This is a genomic window from Defluviimonas salinarum, from assembly GCF_026013545.1.
GTDB lineage: Bacteria > Pseudomonadota > Alphaproteobacteria > Rhodobacterales > Rhodobacteraceae > Albidovulum > Albidovulum salinarum.
The window spans coordinates 57,989-73,314 of sequence record NZ_JAPDOG010000011.1; the positions used below are offsets into that span (position 1 = coordinate 57,989).

General features: G+C 65.8%; 15 protein-coding genes. 6 read left to right on the top strand and 9 right to left on the bottom strand.

Annotation, left to right across the window (positions count from 1 at the left end; genetic code table 11):
* Nucleotides 1–5 precede the first annotated feature (5 nt).
* Entirely contained in the window at nt 6–296 is a 291-nt protein-coding gene (locus OM960_RS13225; RefSeq protein ID WP_264772273.1) for a helix-turn-helix domain-containing protein, read from the top strand.
* Nucleotides 297–420: 124 nt separating this feature from the next.
* A complete protein-coding gene (locus OM960_RS13230) occupies nt 421–2,886 on the top strand; it encodes a calcium-binding protein (RefSeq protein ID WP_264772274.1) in 2,466 nt (821 codons plus the stop codon).
* Nucleotides 2,887–2,950: 64 nt separating this feature from the next.
* Here OM960_RS13230 and OM960_RS13235 read toward each other — a convergent pair whose 3' ends face one another.
* A complete protein-coding gene (locus OM960_RS13235; protein WP_264772275.1) occupies nt 2,951–3,796 on the bottom strand; it encodes a hypothetical protein in 846 nt (281 codons plus the stop codon).
* Between the two features lie 353 nt (nt 3,797–4,149).
* On the opposite strand from OM960_RS13235, the gene OM960_RS13240 reads away from it, so the two are divergent.
* Nucleotides 4,150–5,268, top strand: a complete 1,119-nt coding sequence (locus OM960_RS13240) for a hypothetical protein (RefSeq protein WP_264772276.1) — start codon at nt 4,150–4,152, stop codon at nt 5,266–5,268.
* Between the two features lie 154 nt (nt 5,269–5,422).
* On the opposite strand, the gene OM960_RS13245 is transcribed toward OM960_RS13240, so the two are convergent.
* The 4 genes from OM960_RS13245 to OM960_RS13260 form a co-directional block, all read right to left on the bottom strand.
* Nucleotides 5,423–5,656 carry a hypothetical protein gene (locus OM960_RS13245; RefSeq protein ID WP_264772277.1) on the bottom strand — a complete coding sequence of 78 codons (234 nt, stop codon included), beginning with the start codon at nt 5,654–5,656 and terminating at the stop codon, nt 5,423–5,425.
* 211 nt (nt 5,657–5,867) lie between these two features.
* A complete protein-coding gene (locus OM960_RS13250) occupies nt 5,868–7,244 on the bottom strand; it encodes an RCC1 domain-containing protein (RefSeq protein WP_264772278.1) in 1,377 nt (458 codons plus the stop codon).
* Nucleotides 7,245–7,349: 105 nt separating this feature from the next.
* Nucleotides 7,350–8,255 carry an FAD-dependent thymidylate synthase gene (gene thyX, locus OM960_RS13255; RefSeq protein WP_264772279.1) on the bottom strand — a complete coding sequence of 302 codons (906 nt, stop codon included), beginning with the start codon at nt 8,253–8,255 and terminating at the stop codon, nt 7,350–7,352.
* A gap of 15 nt (nt 8,256–8,270) precedes the next feature.
* Nucleotides 8,271–8,456 carry a hypothetical protein gene (locus OM960_RS13260; RefSeq protein WP_264772280.1) on the bottom strand — a complete coding sequence of 62 codons (186 nt, stop codon included), beginning with the start codon at nt 8,454–8,456 and terminating at the stop codon, nt 8,271–8,273.
* A gap of 215 nt (nt 8,457–8,671) precedes the next feature.
* Between OM960_RS13260 and OM960_RS13265 the strand changes: the two genes are divergently transcribed.
* From OM960_RS13265 to OM960_RS13275, 3 genes are read left to right on the top strand one after another with little or no spacing between them, the layout of a single operon-like run.
* Complete coding sequence (locus OM960_RS13265) at nt 8,672–9,094, top strand: helix-turn-helix domain-containing protein (protein ID WP_264772281.1); 423 nt, start codon at nt 8,672–8,674, stop codon at nt 9,092–9,094.
* A 25-nt stretch (nt 9,095–9,119) separates the two neighbouring features.
* On the top strand, nt 9,120–10,397 hold the full coding sequence (locus OM960_RS13270; RefSeq protein WP_264772282.1) for a hypothetical protein: 1,278 nt from the start codon (nt 9,120–9,122) through the stop codon (nt 10,395–10,397).
* 23 nt (nt 10,398–10,420) lie between these two features.
* Nucleotides 10,421–11,578, top strand: a complete 1,158-nt coding sequence (locus OM960_RS13275) for a hypothetical protein (protein WP_264772283.1) — start codon at nt 10,421–10,423, stop codon at nt 11,576–11,578.
* Between the two features lie 18 nt (nt 11,579–11,596).
* Here the strand turns inward: OM960_RS13275 and OM960_RS13280 are convergent, their stop codons facing one another.
* Genes OM960_RS13280 through OM960_RS13295 form a run of 4 tightly spaced genes read right to left on the bottom strand, consistent with a single transcriptional unit; the run spans nt 11,597 to nt 15,315 of the window.
* On the bottom strand, nt 11,597–13,003 hold the full coding sequence (locus OM960_RS13280; protein WP_264772284.1) for a hypothetical protein: 1,407 nt from the start codon (nt 13,001–13,003) through the stop codon (nt 11,597–11,599).
* A gap of 4 nt (nt 13,004–13,007) precedes the next feature.
* Nucleotides 13,008–13,595 (bottom strand): hypothetical protein, encoded by a 588-nt coding sequence (locus OM960_RS13285; RefSeq protein WP_264772285.1) that lies wholly within the window; start codon nt 13,593–13,595, stop codon nt 13,008–13,010.
* Nucleotides 13,596–13,597: 2 nt separating this feature from the next.
* Entirely contained in the window at nt 13,598–14,230 is a 633-nt protein-coding gene (locus OM960_RS13290; RefSeq protein ID WP_264772286.1) for a hypothetical protein, read from the bottom strand.
* 11 nt (nt 14,231–14,241) lie between these two features.
* Entirely contained in the window at nt 14,242–15,315 is a 1,074-nt protein-coding gene (locus OM960_RS13295; RefSeq protein WP_264772287.1) for a hypothetical protein, read from the bottom strand.
* Between the last annotated feature and the right edge of the window lie 11 nt (nt 15,316–15,326).

A 15,326-nucleotide genomic window follows, 5' to 3' on the forward strand; every position in this document is an offset into this window, starting at 1 on the left:
TGACCATGGAAGAGATCGACCGAGTCACCCCCGCCCAGATCCGGGCCGCGAGGGCCCTTCTCGGCATGACCCAGAAGGAGCTCTGCGCCCGGGCGCGGATCGCCATTGGAAGTCTTGCAAAGATGGAGGACGGGCCGCTGACGCGGCTCAATCCCAATATCGTCCGGGGTCTCGTCGCGACGCTGGGGGCATGCGGGATCCGCTTCACCGCGACCGGCGTCGAGCTTGCGCCGGCGATCTTCTCGAGCTCTCGCGCGACCGGCGCCGATGTGGCGCTCCCGGCTGGCGCGAGGTAGGACCTCCGGCGGCCCGTTCCTCCACAGAAATGCGACAATGAAACTCCGAACCGGTTGTCGGTCGGGGTTTTTTTCTGCGCCAGCATGATAATCTCGCACGGACCAGGTTCCCGCGGAGACTTTCATGACCATCACGCAGCGACATTTTGGCGGCCACCTCGTTCTCGACAAGGACATGATCGACGATGGCGGGCCCTACCAGCGCTTCTCCGACCAGATGGAGATGAGCTCCTACCGCTATCCGGGCGGCGGTGTGACCGAGGTGCTCAGCCTCAAGGACGGCAGCTGGGACGCAATATTCGGTCCGCCTGGCGAACAGGGCGATCCCGACCGGGTGGTGACCGTGTCCGAGGCGTTCGATTTCGCCGCCGAGCGCGGGGCCGCTATCCGGTTTGTCCTTCCGACCGAGCACTTCCTCACCGAGGGGGCTTTCGGGGAACGGTTTCCGGATCCCGCGGCGATCGATGAGATGATGACCCGCGTGGACGAGATGCTCCGCGGCGTCTATGGCAAGGTCACGATCGAGACCTTCGAGATCGGCAACGAATACTGGTTCGCCCAGAGCCGAATGACGGCCCAGGAATACGGCCGGATCGCGAACCACATGGCCAAGGAGCTCCAGGACCATCTCGACGCCTACCGCGCCGAGCTCGGCGCGGCGGCCGCGAGCTGGGACGAGCCCGCGATCGCGGTCCAGTCCGGCGCTTTCTGGAAGACGGGGGTCGATGAGACGAAGATGATCATCGACGAGCTCGACGCCGAGGCACGCGCGGCGATCGATGTCGCCGTCGCCCACAATTACCCGGACAATTTCGATGAGGCCGGGAACCGTGACCGCATGTTTGCCGCGCTCGCGCAGTTCAAGACCGCGCCCGGATTTTCAGATGTCGAGTCCTATATTTCGGAGTGGAACATCTATCGCCTCGGCGATGACAAGGGTCTCCTGCATGCCTCATCGCTGATCGAGACCTTCGACACGATGGTCGAACACGACGTGGATCTCGCCTCCGTCTGGGGCACCCAGTACAAGGCCTTGCAGACACGCCTGGCCTACATGTCGAACAATGCCTGGGACGGGGTGGCGCCGGAGGATGTCAAGACCTGGCTGACGCCGGCAGGCGAGGTTTACCGGATGATGAGCCGCAGCCTCGTCGGCACCGATATCGTGGACAAGCCATTCGCCGAGGCGATTTCCGGCGCCGATCCCGCCACGCTCTCGACCCATGCCTATGCCGGTGACGGCAAGGTGGTGGTCTTCATCTCTTCGCGCAGCGCCGAGACGATCGATCTCGATGTCGACCTGGGGAAACTCGCGCCAGGCTACGGACATCTGTGGGCGGAGCGTCTCGGCGTGATCGACAACCCGGCGACGGGCAGCACCAACGAAGGGGATCCCGCCAGCCACCTGTCGCGCCCGTATGTCGAGACGCTGAACCAGGACGAGATCGTGTCTGCAGGCGGGGCCTTCCGCCTGCAGCCCTACGAAATCCTGCGCCTTGAATTCAGCACAGAGGTCCGCGACCTGAGGATGGAGGGCCAGGACCAGGTTGTGGATCCGGCCGCGAATTACGACGACCACCTTGCCGGCTGGCTCGGGAACGACACCCTTCGCGGGCATTTCGGAAACGACCGTCTCGAGGGTATGGAGGGACGCGACATCCTCGACGGCGGGGAGGGGGGCGACACGCTCCTCGGGGGCGCCGGCTCCGACATTCTTCTGTCCGGAGACGGTGAGGACCGGGCCGAGGGTGGCGCCGGATCGGACATCCTCATCGGCGAGGCGGGCAAGAACCTCCTTCTCGGCGGTGCGGGCACGGATCTTCTTTTCGCGCTCGGCGGCGCCAACACCCTGACCGGCGGGGCGGAGGAGAACCATTTCCTCGTCTCGGCGGAAAGCGACACGGTAATCACGGATTTTGATTTCGACACCGGGTCATCCCTGAGCTTCCTGGGGCGTTACGACGATGCCGCGGAGGTCATGTCGCGGACGGAGGCGGCCGACTGGACCGGTTCGGGATCCGCATCAGACCTCGTCATCCATCATGACGAGGGCTGGGTGACGGTGCTTCTCGGGGCTGCCGGCAGGATGGGAGACCTCGAGGCGCATCTCTTCGACGCCATGCCGGATGAGACCCGCCTCGCCATTATCGGCGGCGTTCTGGGTGACCAGACCACCGGACAGGTCGAGGAGTTCAGCACAGCGCTCGGGACGAACCTGGCTGATCTCGACCTGCAAATTTCCGGGGTTCTCCCCGATCCCGGAATCGTGTCGCCGCCGCCGGACGCCGGCCCGGCCCCTGAAGACGATCCTGAAAACGAGAAGGATGATGACAAGAACGCGGACGCCGCGGCCGACGCCTCCTGTTTCGTGGCCACGGCCTCCTATGGCGACCCCCGGCATCCCGACGTGGCCTTCCTGCGCGGCTTCAGGGACCGGGTTCTCCTGCCGCATCCCGCGGGCCGGATGCTCTTGCGCCTCTACTGGATCGTCGGACCGGAGCTGGCGCGGCATGTGCGCGCCGATGGCGGGTCGGGCGCCGCCTTCCGCAGGATCATCGCGGGACTCGTTCGCATCCTGAAGAATGCGTAATGCGAAAAATTGACGGGAGCGCGAATTTCGCGCCCCCGCTGCCGACATTCACACGGCCTGATGGTTACGGCTGCGTCATGAGAGGGGCGGTGAAGCCACCCTCGGCCGCAAAGCCGGTCACGGCGTTCGTGGCGCTCACGGTGCCGATCGCGGCCGAGTTCAGGCTGTCGCCAACCATGATGCCGTTGAGCGAGCCGGCTTCGTGACGTACGAAGTTGCCATCCTGGCGCAAGACGACGGTAGCACCGTTGTCGGAGAAGGCACCGTTGGCGTAAGTGGCCGTGCCGTAGAACTCGACGCTCGTATCCGCTGCCGAAGCCATCGAACCATACGTGACGGTGCCGGTGACAGGATCGAGCCCGAGCCCGATATCCCCGTGACCGTCCTGCCATGCCGAGGTGCCGTCCATGCGGTAGGTCACATCGAAGTTGCCGAGGTAATCCCCGGCGGGGAGGGCGGTGGCAACGGCGCTTTCGTCGATCTTGTAAAGGGTCATGTCGTCGCCGACGCGGTACTGGATCAGGCCGTAGCCGGCGCCGGGAACCTTGTCGACCAGGACCGTCGCAAGCTCTCCGTTGACCTCCGCATAACGCACGGTGCGCTCGACCCCGTGGGAGATGACGCTCGTGGTACCGCCGTTCATGGCGAAGGCGATCAGGTCGGCCGGGCTGGTGCTCGCCGGTGCGTTGGCGGTCTGACCCGTGTTGCCGCCGGTGGTCGTGCCGCCGGTCGAGCCCTCACTCGAGGTGCCGCCGGTCGAGGTGCCGCCGGTCGAGCCATCGCTCGAGGTGCCGCCGGAGATCGGTTTCGGGGTCGTGACCGGGGCCGTGATGCCACCGGTCGAACCACCGCAGGCTGCGAGAGACATCAGGGTGACCAGGGCCGTGGCGTTCAGGATGCTGCGCTTCATTTGTCGTTCTCCGTCTGTGCTGGCCGTCGGCCGCTGCTTTCGATGAGATACAGATATTCTCAAACTTTTTCTCAGACAAGCCCTCTCGAACGGTTTTGCGAAAAATTATTTCCGGAGGCCATTCCGAGGCGTCCTATGCCAGGATCCCGCGTGTATGCGCGCACAATTCCGGGGGGAAAGGCCTGTTTTGTCGTCCTTGCGGCGTGTATGGGTCAATCCTGAACGCTTCTGCAGGGCACCAGGGATGGAATCTGAAATGCGATAATTTTTTTCCGTTGCGCATTTTTCGCAAACATGCGAGAAATCATCAAGCGGTCGCCTTCTGCGGCCAGAACCACCGGAGACACACGATCATGACCATCGGCCTCAAGCAAGCCGCCCTGCTTCTCGCCGGCCTCACGGCGACGTCCGCCCAGGCCGATGTCCGGGACCTCTTCAGCGCCGTCCGGCTCTCGAGCTCCAGGCACGTCACCGGCCTTTCGTCCACCCCGGCGCCGGCTCAGATCAACAAGCTCTTCAACGCCATCCGTCTCTCCGGGTCCGAGCGCCTCATGGTCCACACCTTGTCGCTGCCGGGCATGCCGCGCGACGCCGTCCAGGCTCGCGAGCAGCTCCTCACCCGCATGGGGTATCGCGGGGCGCCGGGTACGATCGGCGACTCCGGCCTGTCCTTCTCCCCGGTCATGACACATGACGGGAACGTCAATGGCGGCTTCGCGTCCGACACGCTCGTCGTCGCCGGCATCCCGTTCACGCTCGGCGAGGAATACAAGGCTGTCGGCGGCCTTCTCCTCGGGGTGAGTGGCAGCGGCCGGATGCGTATGGCCGTGGCGGAGAACACCGCGCTCGATGTCCGTTATGGCGGGGTGGTCAGCTACGCCCCGGAGCATGACATGGCGAAGATCAGCCTGGGTGGTGAGGCCTGCCTGCGCCGCATGCATTCCTTTTCCACCTACTCGCATGCCTGCGTCGACACGACACTCCAGCGCTACGAGCTCGGCGAGTCGAACCGGTTCGGTGCGAAACTCGGCGTGACCCATGCCTTCACCGCGGCGGGCGGCGTCCACGAGGTCAGTGCGGACCTGATGGTGAACCGCTACCTCAACGCGACCGACTACAGCCAGCCGGTGGCCTCCGTGAGCCTCACCTCGGCGCTGCCGGTTCCCGCCGTGATCTCGGCAGGCGTCCAGGTGGGCGGTTCGGCCGGGGATAACATGGTGATGCGCGAAAAGCTGAACCTCGGTCTGGGCTTCCTCGCCTGGGAGCGGCCGACCTCGATCTCGGTCAGCCTGCAAAACAACCGCGGCAGCCAGTTTCTCGGCGAAGCCCTGGAGAGCCGCGTGACGACGATCGGCGCCAGTCACCAGTTCAACGAGAAGCTGACCGTTTCGGCCAGCGTGTCGATCACCGACTCCTCGGCCGCCTTCTTCGATGACACCGCCTACGGGTTCAGCGCGAACTGGCGGTTCTGAGCGCGAGCGGCCAATCCTTCCGCGCAAGACGGGAAAGACGATAGTGAGGCGCCCCGGACCTGTCCGGTCCGGGGCGCCTCACTTCAAAGCTGCGACCTGACGGCCCGCGCCCCGATGTCGCCCGGCATGCCGGGCGACGGTGGCCGCTCGCCTCCTAGATCCCGGCCGCGCGCTCAACCTGGAGCGTGCGCACGGTACCAACGCCGAACTTGCCATTGCAGGCCAGCGACCCGACCAGGATGCCCAGAAGGAAGCAGGTGGCAGCCAGAAGCGTGATCATTGACGCCAGCCCCGCCGCTCCCGGGCGGCGGGGCCGCTCCGGATGGCGCGCGAGCCAGGCCGCGTTACGCTTGATGCTGAGGTCGAAATCCGTTGGGGATGCGGGCATGGGGCACTCCTTATCGCTCCCCTTTTCGCATTCTCCGAGTCTTCGGGCAAGTGGGCCAGCAAACGCGGATGTGGACAGAGCCCGTCCGGTTTTCTGATCATCGGTCACGGCCTGGCACCATTCCTGGCCCCCGCCTCATACGATTACATAATCCCGCTTATGCGCCAAATGGCTGCCGCACCTCGTGAGCGCGCGGCAGCCTCCGGCATCATCAGTAGAGCTTTGTCGAGAAGACGACCTCGACCGGTCTCCTGGCGGACGTGCCGACCGCAACCGCCTCGCCGAGCTGTCCATCGTTCGTGCCTGTGCAGGTCAGGCCGATACCGGGCGCCTGCATCGTCACGCAGGTCACGGTGTTGCCGAGCGCCAGTCCGCTCGTCTCGGTACCGAACTCGGAGGCCAGGACGGGCGACGACTGATCGCTGCTGCCGGCATCGCCGAGCTGGCCCGCGACGCCGGCACCCCAGCAGTAGATGCTGTTGTCGCTCTTGACCGCGCAACTGTGGCGCGTGCCGGTCTGAATGTCGACGACGCCGGACGTGAGACCGAGCACCTGCCGTGGCGCCCATTCGAAATCGGTTGAGACGATCGCTCCGCCGTCACCGACCTGACCCTGCCCATCCCACCCCCAGCACCAGGCGCTCCCTGACCTGACTGCGCAGCTGGTGTGGTTGAAAAGATTGATCTTCGTGGCGCCGCCAAACAGATACTGCGGAACCCAGGTGTTGACGGTCGACCCGTTGCCGACCTGGCCGCGACTGTTATCGCCCCAGCACCTGACGTTGCCATTCGTCTGCAGCACGCAGACGTGGTTGGTTCCGGAACTGACATCGGCGACGACACCCGTGCCGGCAACGGTCAGCGGCGTATTGACCGCGGCTCCGGTCACCGCCGGATCGGAGCCGACCTTGCCATAGGTGTTGCGGCCCCAGCACTTGACGCTGCCGGCCGAGAGCACGGCGCAGTTCGCCGAGATCGCCACCGCATCGGTAATGCCGACAACCAGTTGCGGCGTGGAGAAAATAGGCGACGTCGCGGAGCTGTTCGTCCCCACGCCATTGCCGAGACCACCCCACATCGACGGCCCCCAGCACAGGACCCGCCGGTCGGTTCGAAGGGCACAGGTCGTATTGAAGGTCGTCGCGATCTTCGTGACGTTGCCAACCAGACCTACGACCTGGACCGGCGTGAGGCTGTCCACCGTTGTGCCGTTGCCGAGCTGGCCCTCGTTGTTCTGACCCCAGCAGATGACGCTGTTGGTCCACGTCAAGCCGCAGGTATGCGCATTCCCTGGCGCGAGCGCCTTGAGAAAGACGGGGTAACTGCAGGGGATGGCGGACACGCCCGGGGTAAGCTTGGCAAGGAAGGACTGGTCCGACCGCCAGTATTCGTCAGCGGTCTTGAGCGGGACCATGAGGTCCCCGATGTTCGAGCCCACCATGCGGCAGAGGCCGTGCGCGTCGATCATGACCTTGCCGCCGCCCCCGGGAACCGAGGTGGTGGTAAGTGCCTGCGCCGGAAGGGCGACGCCGAGTAGGCCTGATAGCATCACGAATGCCGTCAGCGCCGCACGAAACCTGCTCAACATGATAGACCTCGACAATCAGACCGCGATACCGGCCAGAATAGCGGAAAACCGACTGATTAACAATCGGTTTTTCGCATTATTGCCGGCCCGTCTGGCGGAGGAGGATCAGCCCCACAGCGCCTCGAACTCGCGCCATTCGCCTGCGGACATGCCCGAGTCGTCCTGCGTCACGGTCTCGCCGCGAAGCCGGCGCTTGATGACCTCGACCCCTTTTGCCGAGAGGTTCGCGCCCCCCATCCGGTAGTCGCGGAACGCGCCGTAGGCGATCGGCACCCAGTCCTTGACGATGCCGCACATCACTTCGGCATAGGCGCGGATCTCGTATTGCGCGTGCGCGTCCGCCCTGAGCCGCAGGAAGTGGAAGAGGTTGTGCAGGTCGGTCTTCCAGTACCACTGGGTATAGATATTCGCCGGCAGGTTCATCCGCGCCAGCTCGCGCGCGAGGCCCTTCTGGCCGTCCTGGCTCAGCATCGCCTCGTAGTGGTCGTAGCTGCGCATCGCGTCCTCGCGCAAAAGGTCAAGGACGCGCTGCGCCTCCTCGCCCTCAAGCAGCTCGCCGCGGCCCTGGTTGTTCACCGTGGACTGCGCCGCCAGATGCTCCGGGTCCGGGATGTAGAACTCGCGCTCGAGGATCGAGTAGCGCGCCGAATACTCGTTCACGTTGGCGGTGCGGTGGCGGATCCACTGGCGGGCGACGAAGACCGGCAGCTTGACGTGGAACTTGACCTCGCACATCTCGAACGGCGTCGAGTGCCAGTGCCGCATCAGGTAACGGATCAGCCCCTCGTCATTCGTGACATGCCTGGTGCCCCTGCCGTAGCTCACGCGCGCCGCCTGGGTGATCGCGCTGTCGTCGCCCATGTAGTCGATGACCCGGACAAGACCGTGGTCGAGGACCTCATGCGGGGTGTAGAGATGCGCTTCCATCCCGGGCGCGACGGCGCGCAGGGTGGTGGACGAGGTCGAACGCTGCTCGGCGATCTCGGCCCGCTGTTCTGCGGTCAGTGTCATTGTGCAATCCTTTGATCAATTGTAGCGATACCAGGCCATGCCCGGCGTGTCGAAGCCCGCGAGCATCAGCGCGAGCGAGAGCGTAGCGAGTCCGCCGAAGGCAAGGAGGGTCCATTTTGCGTACTTCCTGGCGCGGATCACATGACCGCCCGGCCGCCGGTCCATGAATCTCCTGATCTTCCGGATGTGTTTCGTGCCCATCCCGCGCCTCTCAAGTCAGATTTTCGCTATCTCAGTTCTACATTTGCGAAAAACCATAGACAATCCCAAATAGATGCACCACATATAATATATGAGCCCCGGCCATGTCGGTTTTGGGTGTGCATGATGAATCGCGGGTTGAAGTGGCCACTCGGCGGATCGCGACACGGCCACGACGAAGAAAAACGGAATATGAGATGTCTGAAAATGCGGAAATGACAATACCGGAGGCGGTCACCGCCTACGCCTCGGCCGGCCAGGAATACCACGTGCAGAGCCGTGGCCGGCCGGAGCGGAAGCCGGAAGAGGCGGCAAAGCGCATCCTGCGCCGCAAGAGGTTCGGCAATCGCCTGCGCGAGCTTCGCGAAACCGCGGGGCTGACCTTGAGTCGCGCCGCCCAGTTGGCTGGCATGTCCTCGCCGCGCAAGCTCTCGCAGTACGAAACGACCTGCTACCCGCCCGGTGACATCGTGGCGCGCCTGGCGCCGCATTACGGCGTCGAGGAGCGCGATCTCGCGGCGATGGTGCTCTCCCATTCGGACCCGATCCTCTACCAGGGCATCACCGGCACGCCCGGCTATGAGCCGCACCCTGACGAGATCGCCGATTACCTGCGCAACGGCTCGGCCGTGGGCTGAGCCGCCACGAGATCTGGAGATTCACATGACCTTTCTTGTACGGGCGGTCTCGCCGCTCCGCCGCGCCGGGCCGGCGCTCGCCGCGGTGATCCTCGCTGTCGCGGGAGGCCAGGCTTTCGCCCAGGAAGCTCCCGGCTTCCTCAAGGACCTGCCCTCCCGGTATCGCGGCGAGATCCTCGGCCTGCAGGCCTGGAGTATCGACGATTCCGACGTTGTGTGGTTCGTTTCGCCCGACGGCCAGGGCCTGATCGGCGGCTACGCCTACGACCTGGGTGGCCAGGATGTCGGCTCCGCCGCACTCGGGGTGACGCCGGTCGATGCCTGGTCAAGCTTCGGCCTGGCGCGTCCCGGGGCCGGACCGGTCATCAGCCCGGTCGGCGAAAATCTTTCGCCCTTCCCTGGGGTCGATGACGGCGAGGCCGTCTCCGCGGTTCCTGACACCGTGACCCCTCCGGAGTCGGTAAAGCTCGTCGAAGACGCGATGGCGGTGGCGCGCGAGGCGCTTGCGGACCTTCCCGACGAGAAGCAGAAGGCGGTCCTGACAGATCTCGTCGAGCGTATGGACCGCGCCCGCACCCCCGAGGAGTTCCAGCTTCTCCTGCTTGAATGGAGTGGTCAGGTCAGGGGCGAAACGGCTATGACCGAGGCGGCGCGGGCGGCTCTCGCCCAGGTTCCCGGCCTGCCGGAAACCACGCTTTCGGTCGAACCCGCTGCCGTGACGCCTCCGCCGACGGTACTGATGCCGGTCGACGATGGCGCTCCGGCCACGGTCGACCCCGCCGCCACGGCGAATGCCGAGGGTAATGGCGCGGCGCTTATCGAGACGATCCGCAAGGACGCCTTCTGGTTCGCGGTCGGCGCCAGCGATGCGCCGGTGGTCTATGCCTTCATCGATCCCCAGTGCCCCTACTGCGCGAAATCGATCCGCAACCTGCGCCCGGATGTCGAGGGTGGCAGGCTGCAGCTCCGGGTGATCCTGGCGCCGCTCATCTCCAAGACCTCGCCGGCCTCGATCGCCGGGATCCTGCTGTCGGATGACCCGGTCGGGGCGTTCTGGGAGCACGAGATCCTCTATGCTGAGCGCGGCGCCTCGGATCTCGTGAAGCGGGACTTCTCCGAACTGCCCGCCACCATGAACCAGGGCCTCAAGAAGAACTACGACATCGTCGTCGACAACAAGCTTCCTGGCGTTCCGTTCTTCGCATGGAGTACCGCCGAGGGACCGAAGTTCCTGTCCGGCGTACCCGAGGCGGGCCGGTTCTCGGAGGCACTCCGCGATTCCTACGACGGCATCGTGCAGTGACAAGCGCAAAGAGAGTGCGAATAATGCAGAAGATCACCCTTACCCTGATCGCCGCCCTTCTGGGTGGCGCCACTTATGCCGGCGAGGCGACTTCGGATACCGGCGCCGCGGCGCCGGCGCTCGAGGCGGCCGCTCTTTCCGCTCCGGGCGCCGCCGCTCCCGAAGCCTTCACGGCCATTCCCGGGATCACCCCGGCCGGACGGATCGGCGGCATGGATGCCTGGACCACCGGTGCGGCCCCCTTCCTGTGGATGACAGATCCCGACAGCGGCCGGATGTTCGCCGGCTTCGTCTTCGACCGTGACGGCCGTAGCCTGCATCCGGATCATGCCGGAGACGACGCGATGACCGTCGCTGCGCTGATCGCCGAGACATTCGGGGCCAACGCCATCCCGATCCCGGAGGAATACGCACCGGATATCGAGGCGATGCTGGCCCGGCTCGACGCTGCCACCCGGCAGGAGGCGACCCGCAAGCTCGTCGAGGCGGTGCGCCTGGTGACTGACGAGGCCGGCTTCCAGGCCGCGATCTCGGGCTGGCTTGAGGAGGTCTCGTCGATGCTGCCTGACGCGGCGGCTGACCCGGCCGTGAATCAGGGCGCGGCGGCGGTTTCCGGCGACGAGGCCTCCGCGGAAAGCGGCGCCTCGCTCCACGAGGCCCTGCAGGGCGCATCCTGGCTCGCGATCGGCGCGGCTGACGCCCCCGTGGTCTACGCGATCACAGATCCTTCCTGCGACGCCTGCCGGGCCGCGATCGCTTCCCTGAGGCCGGAGATCGAGGCGGGGCGGCTCCAGCTCCGGCTCGTCATGATCCCGGCCGTGGATGCCGATTCCGCCGGAACCATTGCCGGCATCCTGCTTGCCGTAGATCCGAAGGCTGCCGTCTTCGATCTTTCCCGCGTCGAAAACCCGGTCTTTCCGCTGCGTCGCGTCTCCGATCTCGACGAGGATCAGCGCCAGGCGCTCGATGGCAATCTCGCCCTCGCCCGGCGCTACCAGCTCCCGAGCGTTCCCTTCTTCGCCTTCAGGACCAGCGAGGGCGAGAAATACATCGCGGGCGCACCAACCGCCGAGCAGATTGCCGGCGCCCTGCCCGATCTGCCGTCGGCCGTGGATGATACCGGGGGCGAAACCGCCGCCAGCGCGAACGAAGACGGCGTCAAGGATGGCGCGGCCGAATAGGGCGCAGCCGATCGACGATCAGAGACCCGGTGCCTCGCGCTCCGGGTCTTTTTCTTTCTCGTGGTATGCGGCAAGCGCGCGCGCCTCTTCCCAGCCGAGGATCGAGCCCTCCGGATCGCCTCCGCCCCAGGTCTCCGGATCGGCCAGGATGATGCCATCCATGAGCCGCAGCGCGACCCCCTCGCAAGAGCAGGCGGCGCCGGTTTCCTTCGTTACCCGGTGTCCCGCGAAGGCGCAGGGATGGCCGCCGCCGATCGGTGTATGAGCGGGCCCGCCTTCGAGCAGCATCAGCCCCCTGCCCTTCACCTCGAGAAAGTCGAGCGTGCAGTTCACGCCGCCCCGCGGAAAGCGTTCGAGGGCGGAGCGGGTCTTGGCCGAGGTCTCGGCTTCCGGACGCCGGGCAGCGAAATGCCGCATGACCTCGAGCCCCATGAAGCGCGCCGAGAGGCCGCGCGCGACGGCCGCGTCGGCGATCCGCTGGCCGAGATCGGCCGCTTCGAGCGCCCTCGCGGCACTCTCGGGCGTCACCGTCCCTGCCCAGCCGTAATAGGAGGCGACGCCGGTCACCCTGCCGTTCTCGATAAAGACCCGCCATTCGCAAGGCCAGGATCCCTTGCCAGCGAAGATGGTGCCGTGGCGGTGGGGATCCGGGCCCTCCGCGCGCCGCGCCGCCTCCATCCAGGGCCGCGCAAGGTAGTGGATCACCGGCTTGTGCCCCGATGCAAAGGTCTCGACGAAGCGGGTGTCGGTGGCATCGATCCGGCGGCGGTTGCCGTGCCGCACCCAGCCCGCGCCGACCTCGAGATCCTTGTCGAACGTGGCGCCGTCCTCGGAACGCTCGATGACGCCTGCCCCGGCGAACGCCTTCAGCATCGAGGAGCCGGAGATGTTGGTGCGCACCATCCAGCCCGAGGGGATCTCGTCCATCGCGTCGTAGAGCGCCTCGCCGAGACGATGGCGGCGGATCTCGAGCTCCTCGGGGGACGGACCATCGGGCGCGGCGGTCTCGAGGATCTCCGGCATCGCCTTCGCGATGCGGCGGCGGAGGCCGGCGCCGATATGCTCGGGGACCGCGATCTTCTGGTCGATGAGCGCGAGGTCGTCCTCGTGGAGCGAGAGGATCGTCCTCGCCGGAATCGCGGGAACGCCCGCCGCCTCGGCGAGAAAGAGCCAGTGCCGCAGGTCGCAGGCATCAAAACCGCCCGTCTGCCCTGCGGCGAGCTCCTCGGGCTCGAGCCAGGATCCGGCCTCCGCCTCGACGAAGGCGGCGACCTCCGCGATCCCCGAGACGGTGCGCCTGGCCACGTCTGCCGGCCCGGCGAAGAGCTTGGCGGTCTGGCCCGCGATCTGGCGCGCCTTGCGGCCGATCGCGCGCTGGCCGGCCACCACGTTCAGTTTTCCGATCAGGGTGCGGATATCGTTCATGGTCTCAGAGCTCCATAACCGGCAATCTGATTGTCCTGAGAAGCGCCAACTCCTCCTCGAGGAGCCGGAAACCGGCCAGGTGTGCCGCCTCGCCGCCAGGCGAATAGGCCGGCGTGTCGAGATCCCAGGTCGGCAGGGTCCCGAAGAGGAGAAACCTTTCCATGACGAGGCGGGCGGCGATCCCCCTGCCCCGGTGAGCGTCTGACACGCCGAGCTGGGCGCCGGTATAGGAACCGGCGAGAACCGGTTCCGGGCCCGTTATGTCGACCGCCACGATCCCCAACGGGTCTCCGGTCCCGGCCTCACGCGCCTCGCAAAAGGCGATACCGGCGATTCCCGGCCGGTCTGGAAGCCGCCCATCGCCGGCGAGGAGACCCTGAAGCCAGGCCTGGACGACCTTGTCCGGGGCGGCCGCAAGACCAACGTCCCAGGCCAGATCCTGGAAGACATCCCGCCAGGGGGTGGCGAAGATCGCATCGATATCGAGGTCACCCGCATCGCGGTCCGGACCGGCGAGGAAGGCGTCCTCCTCGAGGCCGGAAAATTCGGCCTCGAGCGTCTCGAGCCTTTGCTTGTCGCCGGCCCGCGCCATGGTCAGAACGCGTATTCGGGCAGGTCCTCGACAAGGCCGAACCGCTCGCGCAGGAGCCCGTCGAAGTCCTCGCGCATAAGGTCGAGCCCGTCTTGATCGTTCAGGAAAACATGGTCCGGGCGGATCGTCGCGGAGTATCTGTCGGTCTCCAGGCCCACGATCGCGTTCTCACGCTTCGGCCGCCGGACCTCGATGATCTTGCCGCCAAGTTTTCTGAGTTCATCGGCCTCGTAGACGATCGATTCCGCGACGAGACGGACCGGCTTGCCCTCGTTTGCGTTCAGGATCAGGCGCATCTCGGCGCCGATGGTCCATTCCGGGCCGAGCTGGACGCCCATGAACTGGCCGAGTTTCTCCATGTAGAAACGCGGTGCGTAATGCGTGCCCGGCTCGCCGTGCCCGGGATTGCTGATGATGGGCAGGATCTGGCTTGGCACGTCCTTCAGGTCGCCGTCGGTCATCCTCCAGGCGGTGTCCGCGTCGGCGCCGAGATGGGTGAAATACCCCCGGCAGGCGGCCTTTCCGCCATTGAAGGGATGCACGCGCTGGAAACCGTAGCGATCGATGAGGTGTTGTGCGATATGGGACTTGCCGACCTGACGTTCGCCGGAAAGACCGATGATGATGTTCTTCATGGGGAATCTCGTCACATAACGGGATGAGCCAGGCGTTCAGGCTCTACTTGTTTCATTTTCGCATATTCCGGCGTGACCGCGCGGATCTCGCCCTTCGGCGTCACCTTGAGGATCAGCCCGCCGTCGATCCCCTCGATCGGGCGGAAGGCCTCGCCGAGCCGCTGCCCGGGAGCGGAGGCCCTGCCCGCCCCGGCCTGGTAGCCGAGCCGGCCCATCACGCCGCGGCGGAGGGTTTCGTTGAATTCGCGGGAGACCCAGATCACGCTGTCGGAATCGAGCAGCGAAGCCGTATCGTCCAGCGACACGTCAGATTCGGCAGGCTCGGCTGCGAGCTGTGGAGACGGCGCTTCCCGAACGTCGAAGTGAAGCTGCCTTTCCTTTTCCACAGAAAGGATTTTCGCAATCTTCACGACCGCATCTTCAGCCGAGCCGCCCTGGCTGACCGAGATATTGACCTGCAGGTTGGTCACGCTGCCAATGCTGATCCCGGCAGCCTCCGCCGTGCGGGCGGTCTCCGGCGCCTTGGCCACCTTGCGGCGGATCTTCCCGATCGACCACTCATAGGCCTCGGTCAGACCCTTGTAGACCCCCCAGACCTCCGCCACGGCGGCAAGGGCCTTGCCGGCCTGCGTGACGAGATCGGCCGGGCTCGACGGGATCGAGTTGCGGATGGTCGAACGCCAGAACGACAGGAACTCCGAGCTCTTCGAGATCGTGTTCTCGAAGAGGCCGCGGGCCGCTTCCGCATCCCCGGCCAGGTGGGAACGCATCTGGTTGACCGTTTCGGCCGTCCGCACGCCGATCTCGCCGCCCGCGCCTGACACCCAGTCCGAAAGACCGACACCGACGGCGCCGATCCAGGTCAGTCCGCCATTGAAATAGGCATTGGTCGCCTCGAGCGTCGGCGCCATAGGCACGTGGGAAAGCGCCGCGGCAAGTCCATGATGGACCGCGGCGACAAGGTCGGGCGTCGCATAACCGACGCAGGAAGCGACGGCGATGCTTCCGCTGAGAAACAGGGCGCGACGGGCGTTGGTGCGCGTGAAAAGCCGTGAGATGCGGCCGTCAAGATCATTGCCCGTCATGGCGGTCTCCA

Bases quoted from the DNA above. Each gene is read 5' to 3' on its own strand.
- OM960_RS13265 (WP_264772281.1), top strand. From the start codon at position 8,672: ATGACAATACCGGAGGCGGTCACCGCCTACGCCTCGGCCGGCCAGGAA.
- OM960_RS13290 (WP_264772286.1), bottom strand. From the start codon at position 14,230: ATGAAGAACATCATCATCGGTCTTTCCGGCGAACGTCAGGTCGGCAAG.
- OM960_RS13270 (WP_264772282.1), top strand. From the start codon at position 9,120: ATGACCTTTCTTGTACGGGCGGTCTCGCCGCTCCGCCGCGCCGGGCCG.
- OM960_RS13280 (WP_264772284.1), bottom strand. From the start codon at position 13,003: ATGAACGATATCCGCACCCTGATCGGAAAACTGAACGTGGTGGCCGGC.
- OM960_RS13245 (WP_264772277.1), bottom strand. From the start codon at position 5,656: ATGCCCGCATCCCCAACGGATTTCGACCTCAGCATCAAGCGTAACGCG.
- OM960_RS13260 (WP_264772280.1), bottom strand. From the start codon at position 8,456: ATGGGCACGAAACACATCCGGAAGATCAGGAGATTCATGGACCGGCGG.
- OM960_RS13240 (WP_264772276.1), top strand. From the start codon at position 4,150: ATGACCATCGGCCTCAAGCAAGCCGCCCTGCTTCTCGCCGGCCTCACG.
- OM960_RS13230 (WP_264772274.1), top strand. From the start codon at position 421: ATGACCATCACGCAGCGACATTTTGGCGGCCACCTCGTTCTCGACAAG.
- OM960_RS13275 (WP_264772283.1), top strand. From the start codon at position 10,421: ATGCAGAAGATCACCCTTACCCTGATCGCCGCCCTTCTGGGTGGCGCC.
- OM960_RS13250 (WP_264772278.1), bottom strand. From the start codon at position 7,244: ATGTTGAGCAGGTTTCGTGCGGCGCTGACGGCATTCGTGATGCTATCA.
- OM960_RS13295 (WP_264772287.1), bottom strand. From the start codon at position 15,315: ATGACGGGCAATGATCTTGACGGCCGCATCTCACGGCTTTTCACGCGC.
- OM960_RS13235 (WP_264772275.1), bottom strand. From the start codon at position 3,796: ATGAAGCGCAGCATCCTGAACGCCACGGCCCTGGTCACCCTGATGTCT.
- OM960_RS13225 (WP_264772273.1), top strand. From the start codon at position 6: ATGGAAGAGATCGACCGAGTCACCCCCGCCCAGATCCGGGCCGCGAGG.
- thyX (WP_264772279.1), bottom strand. From the start codon at position 8,255: ATGACACTGACCGCAGAACAGCGGGCCGAGATCGCCGAGCAGCGTTCG.
- OM960_RS13285 (WP_264772285.1), bottom strand. From the start codon at position 13,595: ATGGCGCGGGCCGGCGACAAGCAAAGGCTCGAGACGCTCGAGGCCGAA.